Source organism: Citrobacter sp. MGH110 (genome assembly GCF_001037515.1).
Taxonomy (GTDB): domain Bacteria; phylum Pseudomonadota; class Gammaproteobacteria; order Enterobacterales; family Enterobacteriaceae; genus Citrobacter; species Citrobacter portucalensis.
Genome location: NZ_KQ089830.1, coordinates 3,038,653 through 3,054,239 on the forward strand (window position 1 = coordinate 3,038,653; position 15,587 = coordinate 3,054,239).

18 protein-coding genes and 3 tRNA genes are annotated in these 15,587 nt (G+C 51.1%); 13 read left to right on the forward strand and 8 right to left on the reverse strand.

The features are described 5' to 3' along the window. Window positions 1–4: 4 nt before the first annotated feature. From yjjG to holD, 3 genes are read right to left on the reverse strand one after another with little or no spacing between them, the layout of a single operon-like run. Window positions 5–685, reverse strand: a complete 681-nt coding sequence (yjjG, locus tag SK38_RS14300) for a pyrimidine 5'-nucleotidase (RefSeq protein WP_008786125.1) — start codon at window positions 683–685, stop codon at window positions 5–7. 14 nt (window positions 686–699) lie between these two features. Further along, the gene (gene rimI / locus SK38_RS14305) at window positions 700–1,146 is read right to left on the reverse strand and encodes a ribosomal protein S18-alanine N-acetyltransferase (RefSeq protein WP_003829985.1); all 447 of its coding nucleotides are present in this window, start codon (window positions 1,144–1,146) and stop codon (window positions 700–702) included. Further along, the gene (holD, locus tag SK38_RS14310) at window positions 1,115–1,528 is read right to left on the reverse strand and encodes a DNA polymerase III subunit psi (protein WP_003829988.1); all 414 of its coding nucleotides are present in this window, start codon (window positions 1,526–1,528) and stop codon (window positions 1,115–1,117) included. The genes rimI and holD overlap by 32 nt, the downstream gene beginning before the upstream one ends. Window positions 1,529–1,631: 103 nt before the next feature. Between holD and rsmC the strand changes: the two genes are divergently transcribed. The 4 genes from rsmC to SK38_RS14330 all read left to right on the forward strand — a co-directional run bounded on the left by rsmC (window position 1,632) and on the right by SK38_RS14330 (window position 3,204). Continuing rightward, window positions 1,632–2,663, forward strand: coding sequence for a 16S rRNA (guanine(1207)-N(2))-methyltransferase RsmC (rsmC, locus tag SK38_RS14315; protein WP_048236179.1), 1,032 nt, complete (start codon window positions 1,632–1,634; stop codon window positions 2,661–2,663). 222 nt (window positions 2,664–2,885) lie between these two features. After that, a tRNA-Leu gene (locus SK38_RS14320) sits at window positions 2,886–2,972 on the forward strand. Between the two features lie 28 nt (window positions 2,973–3,000). Beyond that, window positions 3,001–3,086 (forward strand) — tRNA-Leu (locus SK38_RS14325). A gap of 32 nt (window positions 3,087–3,118) precedes the next feature. Then, window positions 3,119–3,204 (forward strand) — tRNA-Leu (locus SK38_RS14330). 39 nt (window positions 3,205–3,243) lie between these two features. Here the strand turns inward: SK38_RS14330 and SK38_RS14335 are convergent. Continuing rightward, window positions 3,244–3,480: a DUF1435 domain-containing protein gene (locus SK38_RS14335; RefSeq protein ID WP_003019100.1), complete on the reverse strand. Its 237-nt coding sequence runs from the start codon at window positions 3,478–3,480 to the stop codon at window positions 3,244–3,246. Window positions 3,481–3,735: 255 nt separating this feature from the next. Between SK38_RS14335 and SK38_RS14340 the strand changes: the two genes are divergently transcribed. Next, window positions 3,736–4,812 carry a GGDEF domain-containing protein gene (locus SK38_RS14340; RefSeq protein WP_003829994.1) on the forward strand — a complete coding sequence of 359 codons (1,077 nt, stop codon included), beginning with the start codon at window positions 3,736–3,738 and terminating at the stop codon, window positions 4,810–4,812. A gap of 108 nt (window positions 4,813–4,920) precedes the next feature. Continuing rightward, on the forward strand, window positions 4,921–5,709 hold the full coding sequence (fhuF, locus tag SK38_RS14345; RefSeq protein ID WP_048236180.1) for a siderophore-iron reductase FhuF: 789 nt from the start codon (window positions 4,921–4,923) through the stop codon (window positions 5,707–5,709). A gap of 29 nt (window positions 5,710–5,738) precedes the next feature. On the opposite strand, the gene SK38_RS14350 is transcribed toward fhuF, so the two are convergent. Then, complete coding sequence (locus tag SK38_RS14350; protein ID WP_003829998.1) at window positions 5,739–7,082, reverse strand: PTS cellobiose transporter subunit IIC; 1,344 nt, start codon at window positions 7,080–7,082, stop codon at window positions 5,739–5,741. Beyond that, window positions 7,072–7,215, reverse strand: coding sequence for a hypothetical protein (locus tag SK38_RS25115; RefSeq protein ID WP_020996240.1), 144 nt, complete (start codon window positions 7,213–7,215; stop codon window positions 7,072–7,074). The genes SK38_RS14350 and SK38_RS25115 overlap by 11 nt, the downstream gene beginning before the upstream one ends. Window positions 7,216–7,450: 235 nt before the next feature. Here SK38_RS25115 and SK38_RS14355 point away from each other — a divergent pair, with 235 nt between their 5' ends. Next, on the forward strand, window positions 7,451–7,909 hold the full coding sequence (locus SK38_RS14355; RefSeq protein WP_048236181.1) for a YbaK/EbsC family protein: 459 nt from the start codon (window positions 7,451–7,453) through the stop codon (window positions 7,907–7,909). 57 nt (window positions 7,910–7,966) lie between these two features. On the opposite strand, the gene bglJ is transcribed toward SK38_RS14355, so the two are convergent. After that, window positions 7,967–8,644, reverse strand: coding sequence for a DNA-binding transcriptional activator BglJ (gene bglJ, locus SK38_RS14360; RefSeq protein WP_008786120.1), 678 nt, complete (start codon window positions 8,642–8,644; stop codon window positions 7,967–7,969). Then, window positions 8,605–9,330 (reverse strand): helix-turn-helix transcriptional regulator, encoded by a 726-nt coding sequence (locus tag SK38_RS14365; protein ID WP_008786119.1) that lies wholly within the window; start codon window positions 9,328–9,330, stop codon window positions 8,605–8,607. The genes bglJ and SK38_RS14365 overlap by 40 nt, the downstream gene beginning before the upstream one ends. Window positions 9,331–9,789: 459 nt before the next feature. On the opposite strand from SK38_RS14365, the gene SK38_RS14370 reads away from it, so the two are divergent. The 6 genes from SK38_RS14370 to opgB all read left to right on the forward strand — a co-directional run bounded on the left by SK38_RS14370 (window position 9,790) and on the right by opgB (window position 15,518). Further along, the gene (locus SK38_RS14370) at window positions 9,790–10,566 is read left to right on the forward strand and encodes a threonine/serine exporter family protein (protein WP_003830006.1); all 777 of its coding nucleotides are present in this window, start codon (window positions 9,790–9,792) and stop codon (window positions 10,564–10,566) included. Continuing rightward, window positions 10,557–11,030, forward strand: a complete 474-nt coding sequence (locus tag SK38_RS14375; RefSeq protein WP_020996241.1) for a threonine/serine exporter — start codon at window positions 10,557–10,559, stop codon at window positions 11,028–11,030. Before SK38_RS14370 ends, SK38_RS14375 begins: the two co-directional genes overlap by 10 nt. 124 nt (window positions 11,031–11,154) lie before the next feature. Further along, entirely contained in the window at window positions 11,155–11,694 is a 540-nt protein-coding gene (gene dnaT, locus SK38_RS14380; RefSeq protein ID WP_008786116.1) for a primosomal protein DnaT, read from the forward strand. A gap of 2 nt (window positions 11,695–11,696) precedes the next feature. Next, window positions 11,697–12,434, forward strand: a complete 738-nt coding sequence (gene dnaC / locus SK38_RS14385) for a replicative helicase loader DnaC (protein ID WP_003019133.1) — start codon at window positions 11,697–11,699, stop codon at window positions 12,432–12,434. Between the two features lie 70 nt (window positions 12,435–12,504). Next, entirely contained in the window at window positions 12,505–12,996 is a 492-nt protein-coding gene (locus tag SK38_RS14390) for a YjjA family protein (RefSeq protein ID WP_048236182.1), read from the forward strand. Window positions 12,997–13,226: 230 nt separating this feature from the next. Further along, complete coding sequence (opgB, locus tag SK38_RS14395; RefSeq protein WP_048236183.1) at window positions 13,227–15,518, forward strand: phosphatidylglycerol--membrane-oligosaccharide glycerophosphotransferase; 2,292 nt, start codon at window positions 13,227–13,229, stop codon at window positions 15,516–15,518. The last annotated feature ends 69 nt before the right edge of the window (window positions 15,519–15,587 follow it).

Sequence of the window (15,587 nt, forward strand, 5' to 3'; positions counted from 1 at the left end):
GCAATCAGTGTTTACACAGGAGCTGCTCCAGTTCGCTTAATGACGCTACGGTCCAGGTCGGCTGAATGCCCGCTGGCTGCTCGCGGTGGTGCGTATTTAGCCAGCAGGTGGATAGCCCGGCGTTAATGCCGCCAAGAATATCGGACTCTGCGGTGTCACCCACCATCAGCACGCGAGAACGGTCCGGATTCCCCGCCTGCTCCAGCGCATGGTCAAAAATACGGGGGTCGGGTTTTGCCACCCCAACCTGCTCAGAAATCACCAGCAGGTCGAAATAGTCGCGCAGCCCCGTCCGCTCAAGGCGGATTTGCTGCAACGCGGTAAAACCGTTAGTAATGATGCCGATTTTCGTTTTATCACGAATCGCATTGAGCAGAGAAACTGCCCCCGGCAACGGTGAGCAGATCTCCGCCATCGCATTGATGAATGCGTCATTAAGCTGGCCCGGTTCAACCTTCAGGCGTTCGGCCCAGCTCTGAAAACGGGCATGCTGCAGTTGTAATGAGGTAATCGCGCCGTTTTGGTAATCCACCCACAGCGGTTTATTCACGGCCTGGTAGTCCTGAAAATCTTCAGCGGTAAAGGTAATGCTATAGTCGAGAAACATCCGCTGTAAGCCGGTAAACGAGTCAAACGTAAACAGCGTTTCGTCGGCATCAAAGAAAATCCAGTCCCACTTCTTCATCATTACACCTTATCTTACATGCTGATTGGCAACGCCATGATGATGGCGTCTTCGTGACCATCGGCCGTTGGATAGTAGTTGCGACGGATCGTCGCCTCGTTAAAGCCTAAGCTTTCGTACAGCGCGATAGCGGCCGCATTCGAGGCGCGCACTTCAAGCCACAGGGTCAAAATGCCACGCTTTTCCAGCTCATCGATCAGATGCTCCAGCAGCTCACGTCCCAGGCCCCGGCGCTGAAAGTCAGGATCGACGGCGATATTGAACAACGTCGCTTCATCCAGTACGACCTGCGTAATTGCAAAGGCGGCCATCACGTCGTCAACCCTCAACTGAAAATTGAGGTAGCGATCGCCCTGGTTGCTGGCAAATGTTTTTTCACTCCACGGAAAAGCGTGGGCGCGTTTTTCAATCTGAAATGCTGCGGGTAAATCAGTCGGCTCGAGGGAAGAAATCGTGTTCATATGCGCAGATTTGTTGCCATAACGCGGCGCGTGCCGCTGGGTTTTCCCGTAATTCATTAAACGCAGGACTCTCGACCTGAGCGCCCTCCAGCAGCAGCGGCTCTTCGGTTCCCAGCCGCCAGCTATTACAGCGACTGCCTTGCGGCAGCATGGCGACACGGTCAGGCGTCAGTTGTAAAACCTGATCCGGGCTAACGGTTAATGCGCGTAAAATATCGCTGATCAACGGTTCGGTTAGCGCGGGTAACTGTGCAGCAACCATCACCAAACGGACATGCGCAGGAATGGAAATCGCGATCTCGCCCTGCAGTGCGCCAGGACGACGCAACGACCACTGCGTAATGCCCAGTTGCTGTAACTGCCAGTCTCGTCGGGATGTCATAGCGAAACACTCCTGTCTATCAGGGGCGCAAATATAGCAAATTTGTCGAATCCGTGCCATCAAACAACTATAATCCCCCGCTGTACAATTTAAGGAGCATTCCATGTCTGCTTTTACCCCGGCAAGTGAAGTCTTGCTGCGCCACAGTGATGATTTCGAACAAAGCCGTATTCTGTTTGCCGGTGATTTGCAGGATGACCTGCCTGCCCATTTTGAAAGCGCCGCCAACCGTGCGCACACCCAGCAACTTCACCACTGGCAGGTGCTTAACCGCCAGATGGGCGACAACGTCCGCTTCAGCCTCGTCGCGCAGGCCGATGACGTTGCCGATAGCGATACGCTGATCTACTACTGGCCGAAGAATAAGCCGGAAGCCCAGTTCCAGTTGATGAACATTCTGTCGCTGTTACCGGTGGGCACCGATATTTTTGTTGTCGGCGAGAATCGCAGCGGCGTACGTAGCGCAGAGCAGATGCTTGCCGAATACGCACCGTTAAACAAAGTCGACAGCGCACGTCGCTGTGGCCTGTACCACGGTCGTCTGGAAAAACAGCCGGTCTTTGATGCAGAAAAATACTGGGATGAATACCAGACAGAAAATCTGACCATCAAAACGCTGCCGGGCGTCTTCAGCCGTGACGGTCTGGATGTTGGCAGCCAACTGCTGCTCTCCACGCTGACGCCGCACACCAAAGGCAAAGTGCTGGATGTCGGCTGTGGCGCAGGCGTTCTCTCCGTCGCCTTAGCCAGCCACTCGCCGAAAGTGCGCTTAACCCTGTGCGATGTTAGCGCCGCCGCCGTTGAAGCCAGCCGCGCAACGCTTGCAGCCAACGGCATTGAAGGTGACGTCATCGCCAGTAACGTCTTTTCTGACGTAACGGGTCGTTTTGATATGATCATCTCCAACCCGCCGTTCCACGACGGTATGCAGACCAGCCTTGATGCCGCACAAACGCTGATTCGTGGCGCAGTGCGTCATCTCAACAGCGGTGGTGAACTGCGTATTGTGGCGAACGCCTTCCTGCCTTATCCGAAGGTACTGGATGAAGTGTTTGGCTTCCATGAAGTTATCGCGCAGACCGGACGTTTCAAGGTCTATCGCACCGTGATGACGCGCCAGGCGAAAAAAGCCTAACGGCTGTAGGCCAGATAAGGCGTTTACGCCGCCATCCGGCGTGACACCGAGCAACGCCGGATGGCGCTATCGCTTATCCGGCCTACATAAAACGCCAAAAACCGAAGAAACGCCTTTTTTTTCGGCAATCACGTTAAGTTCGAAAATTAACTGTTGACGCCCTGCATAAAATCTCTAGAATTCGCCCCCGTGGTAACGATACTTTTTGAGTGTCGATGGTATGCGAAGGTGGCGGAATTGGTAGACGCGCTAGCTTCAGGTGTTAGTGTCCTTTCGGACGTGGGGGTTCAAGTCCCCCCCCTCGCACCATAATCCACGTTGATATTGCTCGCACTGGGCGAAGGTGGCGGAATTGGTAGACGCGCTAGCTTCAGGTGTTAGTGTCCTTAGGATGTGGGGGTTCGAGTCCCCCCCCTCGCACCAACGAGGCGATATCAAAAAAATAAGATGACTGTGCGAAGGTGGCGGAATTGGTAGACGCGCTAGCTTCAGGTGTTAGTGTCCTTAGGATGTGGGGGTTCGAGTCCCCCCCCTCGCACCAATTATCTTATTTCCCTCTCGATTTCCTTCTCTGTTTTATTCATCCCTGATTCCAGTTCATCATTACCAAAACAATGCCACCAATCAGTGCCGCGCATGAAGGTAACAAAACAAAGTGCCGTAAACGTTTGTGGTACAGCATGAGCGAAGTCAGCAGTAATCCTAATACAATCATCACCTTCCATACGTAGACCGACAGGTCGCTATATGCCATCCCGGCAATCAGCATTCCCGGCAGCAGAACACCCCATCCACTGCCCAGCGTACGTTGCAACATGATTTCACCTATGACATTGATAATGATAACCAATATCATATGATAAAATTTCTCATTTGTCAGCCGTGAAGCACTATCAATTATATGAGTTTTACTTAACGATTGATGACATGAATAATCCAAGGTGATAAATTGCTCACCGGTTAGCTCTTCAACTAAAAACAATAAAAACCTCTGCGAATGATACCCCGTTCGTTATTTGTTTTATTTACCAACACACCTTCGTACATTGCAGATAACAAACAATATTTACCTATGACAGTACAATCCTGGCGAACTCTGCGCACAAAAAAATACCAACTCTCTTTACGACTGTTTCTGCTGCTCAACGCAGTCTCCGCGCTGTTTACGCTTTTTTTCCCACTGTTTGCGGTCAAAGCCTTATCAGTACCGGCGTTGCTGATGCTGGTGATGAGTACACTGCTGCTGGTATGGCATGGGAAATACGCGGATAAAAGAATTAATCTCCCTTTTATTTCAATCGTTTTTGGCTTGTTATGGGCGTTACATATATTCTTGAAATATAACGCTCTAGGTCAGAATGATTATTATTTCCTGTTAATAGCGCTGCTCAGCGTACTGTTTATTGGCTCTATCGCTTTTGCCAATAATATCATCGCGTTTACGCTCCACTCACTCCCCTCCGTCGCCGTTTGTTTATGGCTTAACGGCAGCGAACATGGTTTGCGGATTTTCTATTTTATGGCGCTGCCTATGGCCGGTATCGCCATCCAGCATGTGATACAAAAGCGCTACGATGGATTCGCTCAGCAACTGATGTACAAACTGCTGGAGGAAAGGGAAACCCTGAACGGGCTCAGCATGCTCGACCCGCTAACCGGTTTGTATAATCGCCGGGGGCTGCAACACCGGCTCGATACGCTGTTGGCTCTGAGTAATTCGAGGCACTTCGTTCTGCTGCTGGATATCGACCATTTCAAATCCTATAACGATCATTACGGACATATGATGGGCGACCAGGCGTTGATCCGTGTTTCTGCCGCCATCCGAGACTCCGTACGCTCCCGGGACGTGGTGGCGCGTTTTGGCGGTGAAGAATTTATGATTTTGCTGACTGCGGTCGATCCACAGCAGGCCCAGGCTGCCGCCGAACGTATCCGCCAGAAAGTGTACGACCTTAAAATCCCTCACATGTTTAATGAGAGCGTGGCAACCAACGTAACCGTCAGTATCGGCATTGCACCTCTGGTAGAACAGGATATTGATGCTGCTATCGCCAAAGCGGATAAAGCCCTTTACGAGGCCAAGAATCTTGGGCGTAACAATACCCTGGTCAGCGATGAGCTGCGGGTAAACTGCCCCTCTACCTGAGCTTTCTGTGCGCTGCCGCTCGGGATGGCGACAAAGATCTTGCCATCGCTCAATGTCAATTATAGGATTAGCAATCATTATCATTAAGATTAACATCCTTATATCGACATGGCTTATCGTTCCGCACCGATCGTTGAAGATGTCATCTGGCGTAGCCATCTCCCCTCAGAGATGCCCTCGCTGGCTGCTGCCGTACGCGCAACGATAGCCAAAACTCGCGAGCACCTGCTGGACTTCATTCGTCTTGACGAAACACCTGTGCCAGGTGCAATGACGCTGCATGAATGGACGCAACCGGCGACGCTTAGCTCACTGCTGGCCGTTTATTCAGACCATATCTATCGCAACCAACCCACGCTACCCCGCGAAAATAAGCCCCTGATTTCTCTTTGGGCGCAATGGTATATCGGCCTGATGATGCCTCCGTTAATGGTGGCCCTACTGACGCAAAAAGAGGCTATCGACGTCTCTCCTGAACATATGCGCGTAGAGTTTCACGAAACGGGCCGTGCGGCCTGCTTCTGGATCGACGTCCATCAGGATCACCAGGCAACAGCTCTGTCCCCTCAACAACGCATGGAAACGCTGATTCTCTCAGCGCTGACGCCGGTTGTGCAGGCGCTGGAAGCGACGGGCGAGATCAACGCGAAGCTTATCTGGAGCAACACCGGATATTTAATTCACTGGTATCTAACGGAAATGAAGCCGTTGCTAGGTGAGGAACTGCTGACCACGCTGCGCCAGACCTGCTTTTTTGAGAAACAACTCTCCTGCGGTCAGGATAACCCTCTGTGGCGAACCGTTGTTCCGCGTGAGGGGCTGTTAGTACGCAAAACCTGCTGCCAACGCTATCGCCTGCCTGACGTTCAGCAATGCGGAGACTGCACGCTGAAGTAAGCGAGGAGCCGTAGCCCCTCGCCAGATATTTATGCAACCTGCTGGTTTTCCTCTTCCATACGCTGCGCCTCTTCTTTTTCCTGCGCCAATAGCTGCTTTTCGTAGACCTTAAAGAACGGGAAGTAGATCACGGCCGACACCAGCGCCAACAGCACCACCAGAATAGCCGCACGATAATCCCAGCCTAATGCCCATGCAGCTCCAACCGGTGCCGGTGCGGTCCAGGGAACCACTGAAATGACCCGCCCAATTAAATCCAGTTTCATCGCCGCCCAGGCCAGTACCGCATTAACCATCGGGGCCAGCAGGAAGGGGATAAAAAACACCGGGTTCATGACAATCGGCGTACCAAAAATCACCGGTTCGTTAATATTAAAAATGCTGGGGACTACGCTCAGACGCCCAATCGAGCGTAGATGAGCCGAACGACTACGCAGATAGCAAATCACCAACCCCATTGTTGCACCTGACCCTCCGACCACAATAAAGAACGTCCAGAACGCTTCCATAAAGATATGCGGTAACGGCGCGCCCTGCGCCAGCGCCGACTGGTTCATCCCAAGATTAGTTAGCCAGAACATTTGCAGCATTCCCGACACAATTGCCGCGCCGTGAATACCCGCAAACCACAATAGATGTCCAATCAATACCGCCAGAAGTATCGCCGGGAGAGAATCTGCAGCCGACACCAATGGTTTAAAAATGGCCATAATGGCCTGCGGGATCAGCATGTCAAACTGCGACTGTATCACCAGACTCAGCGGGTACAGCGTCAGTACTACCACCAGCACCGGGATCAGCAGATCGAAAGAGTTTTTGATCATCGGCGGCACCTGATCGGGTAAACGGATGCCGATGTTGTGCGCCTTCAGGAAGCGCATCATTTCAACACAGTAAATGGCCACCAGGATGGCGGTGAAAATCCCCGTTCCTCCCAGGCTATCAACCGGCATTGTGCCTTTGGTTTTTGGCGCGGCAATCAGCAAAAAAGCCATGATTGATAGCATCGCACACATAAACGGATCTAACTGATGCGACTTCACATAGTGCTTGCCCAGGTTATAAGCAATAGCCGCACATATGTAGACCGACATAATCCCCATCGTCATATCAAACGGTGTGAGGATTTGGCCTTCAAACTGTTTTGCCAGATCCAGCCACGCGCGAGCAAATCCCCAAGTGGTATCCGGAGAAAAAGGCGGGTAGGCAAAAACCAGCAGAAAAGAGCCTACAATCATAAAAGGCATCGCCGAAATAAAACCGTCGCGAATGGCCATTACATGTCGTTGTGAAGAGATGCGCCCGGCAACAGGGCTGACGTAATTTTCAACAAAGCGGAAAATCACGTTAAACACAGCATGGTTAGTAGACATAGCCGTTCTCCCGTTGTGCAAAACCCTGCAACCGTGCTGGCATCAACACCGCCACCACGTAAAGCCCATTACCACTTTTCGCAACCGTGCCGGGAGGAACACCAGCGCTACCGCTTTTCGAGTTAAGTTTCATAGATGGCTCTTATTATGTGATACAGAGGAAGTGACAACTTCAGTATTAATCGTCATTTCAGCATTCTGCAACCGGTTACTGTAACCGGTTTCTTTGATTGTGAAGACGATCGAAAAACTGCTAATGTTGCTATGTTGTTACAATAAAATATTTACAGTGTGGTTGCCCCTATGACAAATTACATCCTGCAGTTTTCTGCTGTGCAGGGCTATCTGTAAGCGATAGGGAGAGAAGAATGAGTTTGCAATCAGTACGCCAATTCCTGGCGCAACATGCACCAGATATCGAGATAATCGAATTAAACCAGAGCACAGCAACCGTTGATCTGGCAGCAAAAGCCCATAACGTTGAACCTGGCCAAATAGCGAAAACACTTTCGCTAAAGGTGAAGAACGATATCATCCTGGTCGTGGCAAAAGGCGATGCCCGACTGGATAATAAAAAGCTTAAGAGTACGTTCGGTGCCAAAGCCCGAATGTTAAGTAGTGATGAGGTCGTGAACGCGACGGGGCACCCCGTTGGCGGCGTTTGCCCCTTCGGATTAGAAACACCGATATCAGTGTACTGTGATGTTTCTCTGAAACACTACGCTGAAGTGCTGCCTGCCGCAGGTGCCATCCACAGCGCGGTTCGCATCACGCCTGAAAGGATGGTTGAACTGACTTCTGCCACCTGGGTTGACGTGTGTCAGTAATGTTTCACGCGCTAAACCGGCTGCCAAGCCCGGCAAGAAACACGTCAACGTTGCCCGTCACGAAACCGCCTGCATAAAAGGCGCTGGCTCGCCGGCACGCAGATACAACAGGATGTCGGCGGCATCCAATAACCCGGCATCCGAGCTGACCCCCAGTTTGGACATCACATTAAATTTGTGTGCCCGAATGGTTTTGATGTTCCGTTCAAGCTGAACAGCAATCTGTGGCATCGAATAACCATTCGACATAAAGCGCAGTATTTCTCGTTCTGTCGGGCTGAGCATACGGCTTTGATTAATATACCAATGGTTTTTCGTGCCTTCGGTTCCCCGGCCAGGGCTGCTTAACGCCGTAAATAACGCGTCCTGCAACACCGTTAACGAAGAAGCTTTACTCACAACGCCATCTAACGGCAAGGGGGACAGGGAACCAATTAAACGCGCTTCAGCGTCATCATCGGCAATCACCACACGGCGAATCCGCGGATAATTTATCGCCAGCTCCGTTAAATAGGTCAACCCTGCTCTTCGATCGGTTCTGATTGCAGAGAGGGAAAAAATAACTGCCGAAAACGACATCTTTAACATTGCCTGGCTAAAAGCGGGCTGGTTTGAAAAGAGATGAAGTTTATATTGGTCATCCGGCATGGTATTAAATAAACTCTTAATACCCACGCTGCTCATCGTGCACTTTTCTACCAGTGCAACGTTTCTTTTGATGATTCTGCTTTCCATTCCGTGGTTTCTCCATAAACTGAAGGTAAATTAAGTTCTCGCGATCCTTGAGAACTATTTATCCAGGCATACATTTCTGCATTGCTATTTATCGACAAGCGACGCATAGCGCTATTCTTTTGGGCACTGATTGTTTTATTGCTTTTTTTCAGCAACGCCGCAATCTGGTTAATCCCCCATCCTTTCCCAAGGAGGCGCAATACTTTTCTTTCAGAGAGAGTGAGAACGATAGATCGTGCGCTATGGTCTAACAATTGCGGCATAGCAGGCGGAGAGAGCAGCGCCTTGCTTATCCTCTCTGCTCGTGTATTTCCCGCGTGAATGACATTCACTAAACTTTCAATCGGCTCGGCGTCAGAGAGCAGCGAGCTGACAGGACACATCAGTAGTTCAACCGCCAGAGGATAAAAGATACGAGATACGAGAAATACCCAGTGAATATCACGGTATTGAGATAATAAAGAATAATATTGTTCGCAAACTGCACGTGGATGATTGCAGTCTCCGGTTAAATCAGCAATTACCAAATCAGCACACCGTAGCTGTAATAACGTCAGTTCTTCAACAGAACGACAGTAGGTAAGTTCGTAATCGGAGAACTTTCCCTGCATTATACCTTTAAGCCCAGTTTGTATAATCGGTGATTTACTAATAATAATTGCGTTTTTGCAGCGTCCTGGCAACATATCCCCTCCACACTCACCAGTCCGCAATCGTACTTAATTAAATTCTCCCGGGTGGATTAATAATCTTAACTCACAGGAAAATACTCCGAACAATAAGCGGGGTGAATTGTTATCCTTGGTATTTATTTCAAAAAGTATTGACGGCACCATCCAAATAGTGCCAAATTCTAAGCTATTATTGCACAATTACGTATAAATACATTATCTGTACAATTATAATAACTACAATAGATCGTTAGCATGGCTTACGTATTTGCCATCCGGGAAAATAACGCTACATTTCAATCATGTCTCCCCCCTCGTAACTTAGCGAACGGGAGCGTTAAGATGCCACAACCGTATCACCTGTGTCTTTTTTCGACACAAAGATTGATCTTAGCCAGAGCCAGCGGGCTCACGCTTCATGATAAAAAGAAGACATTCGTCACTCAAAGAGATCCTTTTCAGTCAGAGCGAGCCATGCAAACAGAGCAGTCGTCACAGCGAACGGTTACACGGTTATGTATTCAATGCGGACTTTTTTTACTTCAGCATGGGGCAGAAAGCGCTCTGGTTGACGAGTTATCCACCCGCCTCGGGCTGGCACTTGGCATGGATAGCGTAGAAAGCGCCATCTCCTCTAACGCTATCGTCCTGACCACTATTAAAGACGGGCAATGCCTGACATCAACGCGAAAAAATCAGGATCGCGGCATTAATATGCACGTCGTGACGGAAGTGCAGCACATTGTCATTTTGGCGGAACATAAACTGCTGGATATTAAAGGGGTAGAGAAACGCTTTAGCCAGATTAAGCCGCTACGCTATCCAAGATGGCTGGTCGCCTTCATGGTCGGCTTGTCCTGCGCCTGCTTTTGTAAGCTCAATAACGGCGGATGGGATGGTGCGGTGATCACCTTTTTCGCCAGCATGGTGGCAATGTATATCCGCCAGATTCTGGCGTCCCGGCATTTGCACCCGCAAATTAACTTTTGCATCACCGCGTTTGTGGCGACAACGATTTCTGGTCTGCTGCTGACGCTACCGACGTTTAACCACACCCCGACCATCGCCATGGCCGCCAGCGTGCTGCTGCTGGTTCCGGGCTTTCCGCTGATCAACTCCGTCGCGGATATGTTTAAGGGACACATTAATACCGGGCTCGCCCGCTGGGCAATTGCCAGTTTGCTTACACTGGCGACCTGCATTGGCGTAGTCATGTCGATGACCTTATGGGGGCTACGCGGATGGGCGTGATCGATTTCATATTGGCGTTAATGCAGGACATGATCCTGTCGGCGATCCCGGCGGTAGGCTTTGCCATGGTATTTAATGTCCCTCATCGGGCGCTCCCCTGGTGTGCGTTACTCGGCGCGCTCGGCCACGGTTCGCGAATGGTGATGATGAGCGCAGGGTTTAATATCGAATGGTCGACCTTTATGGCGTCGCTGCTGGTCGGCTGCATTGGGATCCAGTGGTCGCGTTGGTATCTGGCACATCCGAAAGTTTTTACCGTTGCGGCAGTGATCCCGATGTTCCCTGGGATCTCCGCCTACACCGCCATGATCTCGGCGGTAAAAATCGGTCATTTTGGCTACAGCGAAGCGCTGATGATCACCCTGCTGACCAATTTCCTGAAAGCCTCATCGATCGTCGGCGCGCTCTCCATCGGACTATCCGTGCCAGGGTTATGGCTGTATCGCAAACGCCCACGCGTTTGACGGTGCACTTTCTTTAATGCCCTGCAGAGAGGGGAATCTCCCCCTCATCTGCTGCTCTCCTTCTTCTCTGTGTTACTATAAAAGCAGTCCCCTTCTCGGTTGTTGTTCAGTATTGAGAAACATTATGCCCTGCAAAATTTTGACGCCAGACGTCACTAGCATTGACGCCTTACTACACGATCACCACGCCGTGCTGGCCAAGTCTGCGGGTGGCGCCGTAGCCGTATTCGCTAACAATGCGCCAGCGTTTTACGCGGTGACGCCTGCGAGACTGGCTGAGTTGTTGGCGCTTGAGGAGAAACTGTCACGCCCGGGAAGTGATGTGACATTAGATGATCAATTTTATGAAGAGCCGCAAGCCGCTCCCGTTGCCGTACCAATGGGGAAATTTGCGATGTACGCTGCCTGGCAGCCTGATGCCGATTTTCAGCGTCAGGCTGCTTTATGGGGCGTAGCGTTGAGAGAGCCGGTTACTGCTGAAGAGCTGGCCTCATTTGTTGCCTACTGGCAGGCTGAAGGAAAAGTCTTTCACCATATTCAGTGGCAGCAAAAACTGGCGCGCAGCATTCAGATTGGAAGGGCCAGCAATGGCGGAATGCCAAAGCGCGATGTGAACAGCGTCAGTGAACCTGACAGCCACATTCCACCGGGTTTTAGAGGATAACGATGAAAAACGTTGGCGACCTGATGAAACGTCTGCAAAAAATGATGCCACCTAATGTCGAGCCCGCCTTTAAAACGGGCGAAGAACTGCTGGCATGGCAAAAAGAGCAAGGTGAAATTCGTGCCGCAGCGCTGGCCCGCGAAAACCGGGCTATGAAAATGCAGCGCACATTCAACCGTTCCGGTATCCGTCCGCTGCATCAGAACTGTTCGTTCGAAAACTATCGGGTAGAGTGCGAAGGTCAGATGAACGCCCTGAGCAAAGCCCGCCAGTATGTTGAAGAGTTTGACGGCAACATCGCCAGCTTTATCTTCTCCGGCAAACCCGGCACCGGCAAAAACCATTTAGCCGCCGCCATCTGCAACGAACTGCTGCTGCGCGGCAAGTCGGTGTTGATCATTACCGTGGCCGATATCATGTCGGCGATGAAAGAAACGTTCAGTAATCGTGAAACCAGCGAAGAACAGCTGCTCAACGATCTGAGCAATGTGGATCTGCTGGTGATCGACGAGATCGGCATGCAGACCGAATCCCGCTATGAAAAAGTGATCATTAATCAGATTGTCGATCGCCGTTCGTCCTCAAAACGTCCGACCGGTATGTTAACTAACAGCAATATGGATGAAATGAACAAGCTGCTGGGTGAGCGCGTGATGGATCGTATGCGCCTTGGCAACAGTCTGTGGGTCATTTTTAACTGGGAAAGCTACCGTAGTCGGGTAACCGGTAAAGAGTATTAACGTATTAGGGCCACTCCTAAGACTGCCAGCGCTATACTGCGCTGAAAAGGCATAACACGAGTTGCATATAATGATGAAAACTACCAAACGTCTGCTGTGCTGTGCGCTTGCCGCCAGCACGCTCATCTCCACCAGCGTTTTCGCCGCCTCCTGGCAGGATTCGCTCTCCAGCGCGGCCAGTGAGCTGAGCAAACAAAGCTCCGGCTCGCAAAGCAGCTCGTCGCTCTCTTCCCTGACCAGCCTGCTGAACGGCAGCAATCAGTCTTTGACCTCCAGCAGCATGAATAACGTCGCCGGGATCCTGGAATACTGCGCTAAACAGAAACTGGCCTCGGTCACCGACGCGCAAAACGTCAAAAACCAGGTGCTGGATAAACTGGGACTCAGCGCGCCAGAGCAGAAACAAGATACCAACTATATGGACGGTATTCAGGGTCTGCTCAACGCCAAAGATGGTCAACAGCTGAACCTGAGCACGATCGGTAACAGCTCACTGGCACAGCAGGTAAAAACCAAGGCTTGCGATCTGGTGTTAAAACAGGGCATGAACTTCATTTCCTGACGCACGACATGCCGCGTATAACCTGCGCGGCATCTATTTATTTTCGACAATACATTCACATTCCAAATAAACAGTATTTCTCCACAAAAACGCGCATATCTAAACCAATTCTGAATAACAACGTAATTTAATGTCACTACAATTGCAGCAATGTAACAACGCTATTACATTGTTCTCTCACCAAATGATTAGCCTGCCAGGCAATTGCCCGGTTTACTGAGGATCGACCGTTGTCAGAATTAATCTCCATCACTCTGTTTCTCGCTTCAGTGCTGATTTATGCCTGGAAAGCGGGTCGCAACACCTGGTGGTTTGCCGCCACGTTAACGGTGCTGGGGATTTTTATTGTCTTGAATATCACGCTTTATGCCAGTGACTATTTCACCGGCGACGGGATCAATGACGCGGTTCTCTATACGCTGACCAACAGCCTGACCGGCGCAGGCATCGGCAAATATATCCTGCCGGGCGTTGGGATCGCGCTGGCGCTGACTACCGTTTTTGTCGCTCTCGGCTGGATCCTACGCCGCCGTCGCCATCATCCACATCATGTGGGTTACAGTCTGCTGGCCCTGCTGCTGGCGCTGGCCTCCGTTGACGCCAGCCCGGCGTTTCACCAGATAACCGAACTGGTGAAGTCGCAGTCACGCGATGGCGACCCGGATTTCCCGACGTATTATAAAGAGCCATCGAAAACCATTCCCAATCCGAAGCTGAACCTGGTGTATATCTACGGTGAGAGCCTCGAACGCACCTATTTTAATAACGACGCGTTCCCGGATCTGACCCCGGAACTCGGCGCGTTGAAAAACGAAGGTCTGGATTTCAGCAATACCATGCAGCTGCCGGGTACGGATTACACCATCGCGGGCATGGTCGCCTCCCAGTGCGGTATTCCGCTGTTTGCGCCGTTTGAAGGCAACGCCTCTGCGTCGGTTTCAAGTTTCTTCCCTAACAATATTTGTCTGGGCGATATCCTGAAAAACTCCGGCTATCAGAACTACTTTGTGCAGGGTGCCAACCTGCGCTTTGCTGGCAAAGACGTGTTCCTGAAATCTCACGGCTTTGACCATCTGTATGGTGCGGAAGAGTTAAAAAGCGTGGTAGCGGACCCGACCTATCGTAACGACTGGGGCTTCTACGACGATACCGTGCTGGACGAAGCGTGGAAAAAATTCGAAGAGCTTTCGCGCTCGGGCCAGCGTTTTTCACTGTTTACCCTGACCGTGGATACCCATCATCCGGATGGATTTATCTCCCGTAGCTGCAACCGTAAACGTTATGACATCGACGGGAAGGCCAACCAATCGTTCAGCGCGGTCAGCTGCAGCCAGGAAAACATTGCCGAATTTATCAATAAAATCAAAGCATCGCCGTGGTTTAAAGATACCGTTATCGTGGTGTCTTCCGATCATCTGGCGATGAACAACACCGCATGGAAGTATCTGAACAAGCAGGACCGCAACAACCTGTTCTTCGTACTGCGCAGCGATCAACCGCAACAGGACACGCTGGCGGTAAAGCGTAACACGATGGATAACGGCGCAACGGTACTGGATATTCTCGGCGGCGATAACTTTATCGGCCTTGGCCGCAGCAGCTTGTCGAGCGAATCCGTCTCGGAAGTGTTCCTGAACATCAAAGAAAAAATGCTGGCGTGGAAGCCCGATATCATTCGCCTGTGGAATTTCCCGAAAGAGATGAAAGAGTTCACCGTCGACCAGGACAAAAATATGATCTCTTTCTCCGGCAGTCATTTCCGCCTGCCGCTGCTGCTGCGCGTATCGGACAAACGCGTCGAGCCGCTGCCGGAAAGCGAATACTCGGCCCCGCTGCGCTTCCAACTGGCAGATTTCGCCCCACGCGATAACTTCGTCTGGGTCGATCGCTGCTACAAAATGGCGCAACTGTGGGCGCCGGAGCTGGCACTCTCTACCGATTGGTGCGTATCACAGGGGCAACTGGGCGGACAACAAATCGTACAGCACGTCGATAAAGCCAAGTGGAAAAGTAAAACCGTATTTAAAGACACGGTGATCGACATGGAGCGCTATAAAGGTAACGTCGATACGCTGAAAATTGTCGATAACGACATTCGCTACAAAGCAGATAGCTTCGTTTTCAACGTGGCGGGCGCGCCGGAAGAGGTCAAACAGTTTAGCGGCATTTCACGCCCCGAATCCTGGGGACGCTGGTCCAATGCGCAGCTCAGCGAAGAAGTAACGATTGAGTACAAAGCCCCGCTACCGAAGAAATTCGATCTGGTCATTACCGCGAAAGCCTTCGGTGACAATGCCAATCGTCCGATCCCCGTGCGCGTTGGCAACGAGGAGCAGACGCTGGTGTTAGGCCATGATGTCAGCACCACCACCTTACATTTTGATAACCCGGCGGATGCCGATACGCTGGTAATTGTTCCACCCGATCCGGTCGCCACCAACGAGGGCAATATTCTCGGTCACTCACCGCGTAAGCTGGGGATCGGGATGGTTGAAATCAAAGTCGTGGCTCAGGGTTCGTAACATGAAAGGCCTGATAGCGCTTTGCCTATCAGGCCTATCGTAAACCGAATGTATTGTCTGAAAAAAAAC

What these genes read in the sequence shown, in the direction of transcription:
- yjjG (WP_008786125.1), bottom strand. Translation starts at nt 685, where the DNA reads ATGAAGAAGTGGGACTGGATTTTCTTTGATGCCGACGAAACGCTGTTT.
- rimI (WP_003829985.1), bottom strand. Translation starts at nt 1,146, where the DNA reads ATGAACACGATTTCTTCCCTCGAGCCGACTGATTTACCCGCAGCATTT.
- holD (WP_003829988.1), bottom strand. Translation starts at nt 1,528, where the DNA reads ATGACATCCCGACGAGACTGGCAGTTACAGCAACTGGGCATTACGCAG.
- rsmC (WP_048236179.1), top strand. Translation starts at nt 1,632, where the DNA reads ATGTCTGCTTTTACCCCGGCAAGTGAAGTCTTGCTGCGCCACAGTGAT.
- SK38_RS14335 (WP_003019100.1), bottom strand. Translation starts at nt 3,480, where the DNA reads ATGTTGCAACGTACGCTGGGCAGTGGATGGGGTGTTCTGCTGCCGGGA.
- SK38_RS14340 (WP_003829994.1), top strand. Translation starts at nt 3,736, where the DNA reads ATGACAGTACAATCCTGGCGAACTCTGCGCACAAAAAAATACCAACTC.
- fhuF (WP_048236180.1), top strand. Translation starts at nt 4,921, where the DNA reads ATGGCTTATCGTTCCGCACCGATCGTTGAAGATGTCATCTGGCGTAGC.
- SK38_RS14350 (WP_003829998.1), bottom strand. Translation starts at nt 7,082, where the DNA reads ATGTCTACTAACCATGCTGTGTTTAACGTGATTTTCCGCTTTGTTGAA.
- SK38_RS25115 (WP_020996240.1), bottom strand. Translation starts at nt 7,215, where the DNA reads ATGAAACTTAACTCGAAAAGCGGTAGCGCTGGTGTTCCTCCCGGCACG.
- SK38_RS14355 (WP_048236181.1), top strand. Translation starts at nt 7,451, where the DNA reads ATGAGTTTGCAATCAGTACGCCAATTCCTGGCGCAACATGCACCAGAT.
- bglJ (WP_008786120.1), bottom strand. Translation starts at nt 8,644, where the DNA reads ATGGAAAGCAGAATCATCAAAAGAAACGTTGCACTGGTAGAAAAGTGC.
- SK38_RS14365 (WP_008786119.1), bottom strand. Translation starts at nt 9,330, where the DNA reads ATGTTGCCAGGACGCTGCAAAAACGCAATTATTATTAGTAAATCACCG.
- SK38_RS14370 (WP_003830006.1), top strand. Translation starts at nt 9,790, where the DNA reads ATGCAAACAGAGCAGTCGTCACAGCGAACGGTTACACGGTTATGTATT.
- SK38_RS14375 (WP_020996241.1), top strand. Translation starts at nt 10,557, where the DNA reads ATGGGCGTGATCGATTTCATATTGGCGTTAATGCAGGACATGATCCTG.
- dnaT (WP_008786116.1), top strand. Translation starts at nt 11,155, where the DNA reads ATGCCCTGCAAAATTTTGACGCCAGACGTCACTAGCATTGACGCCTTA.
- dnaC (WP_003019133.1), top strand. Translation starts at nt 11,697, where the DNA reads ATGAAAAACGTTGGCGACCTGATGAAACGTCTGCAAAAAATGATGCCA.
- SK38_RS14390 (WP_048236182.1), top strand. Translation starts at nt 12,505, where the DNA reads ATGATGAAAACTACCAAACGTCTGCTGTGCTGTGCGCTTGCCGCCAGC.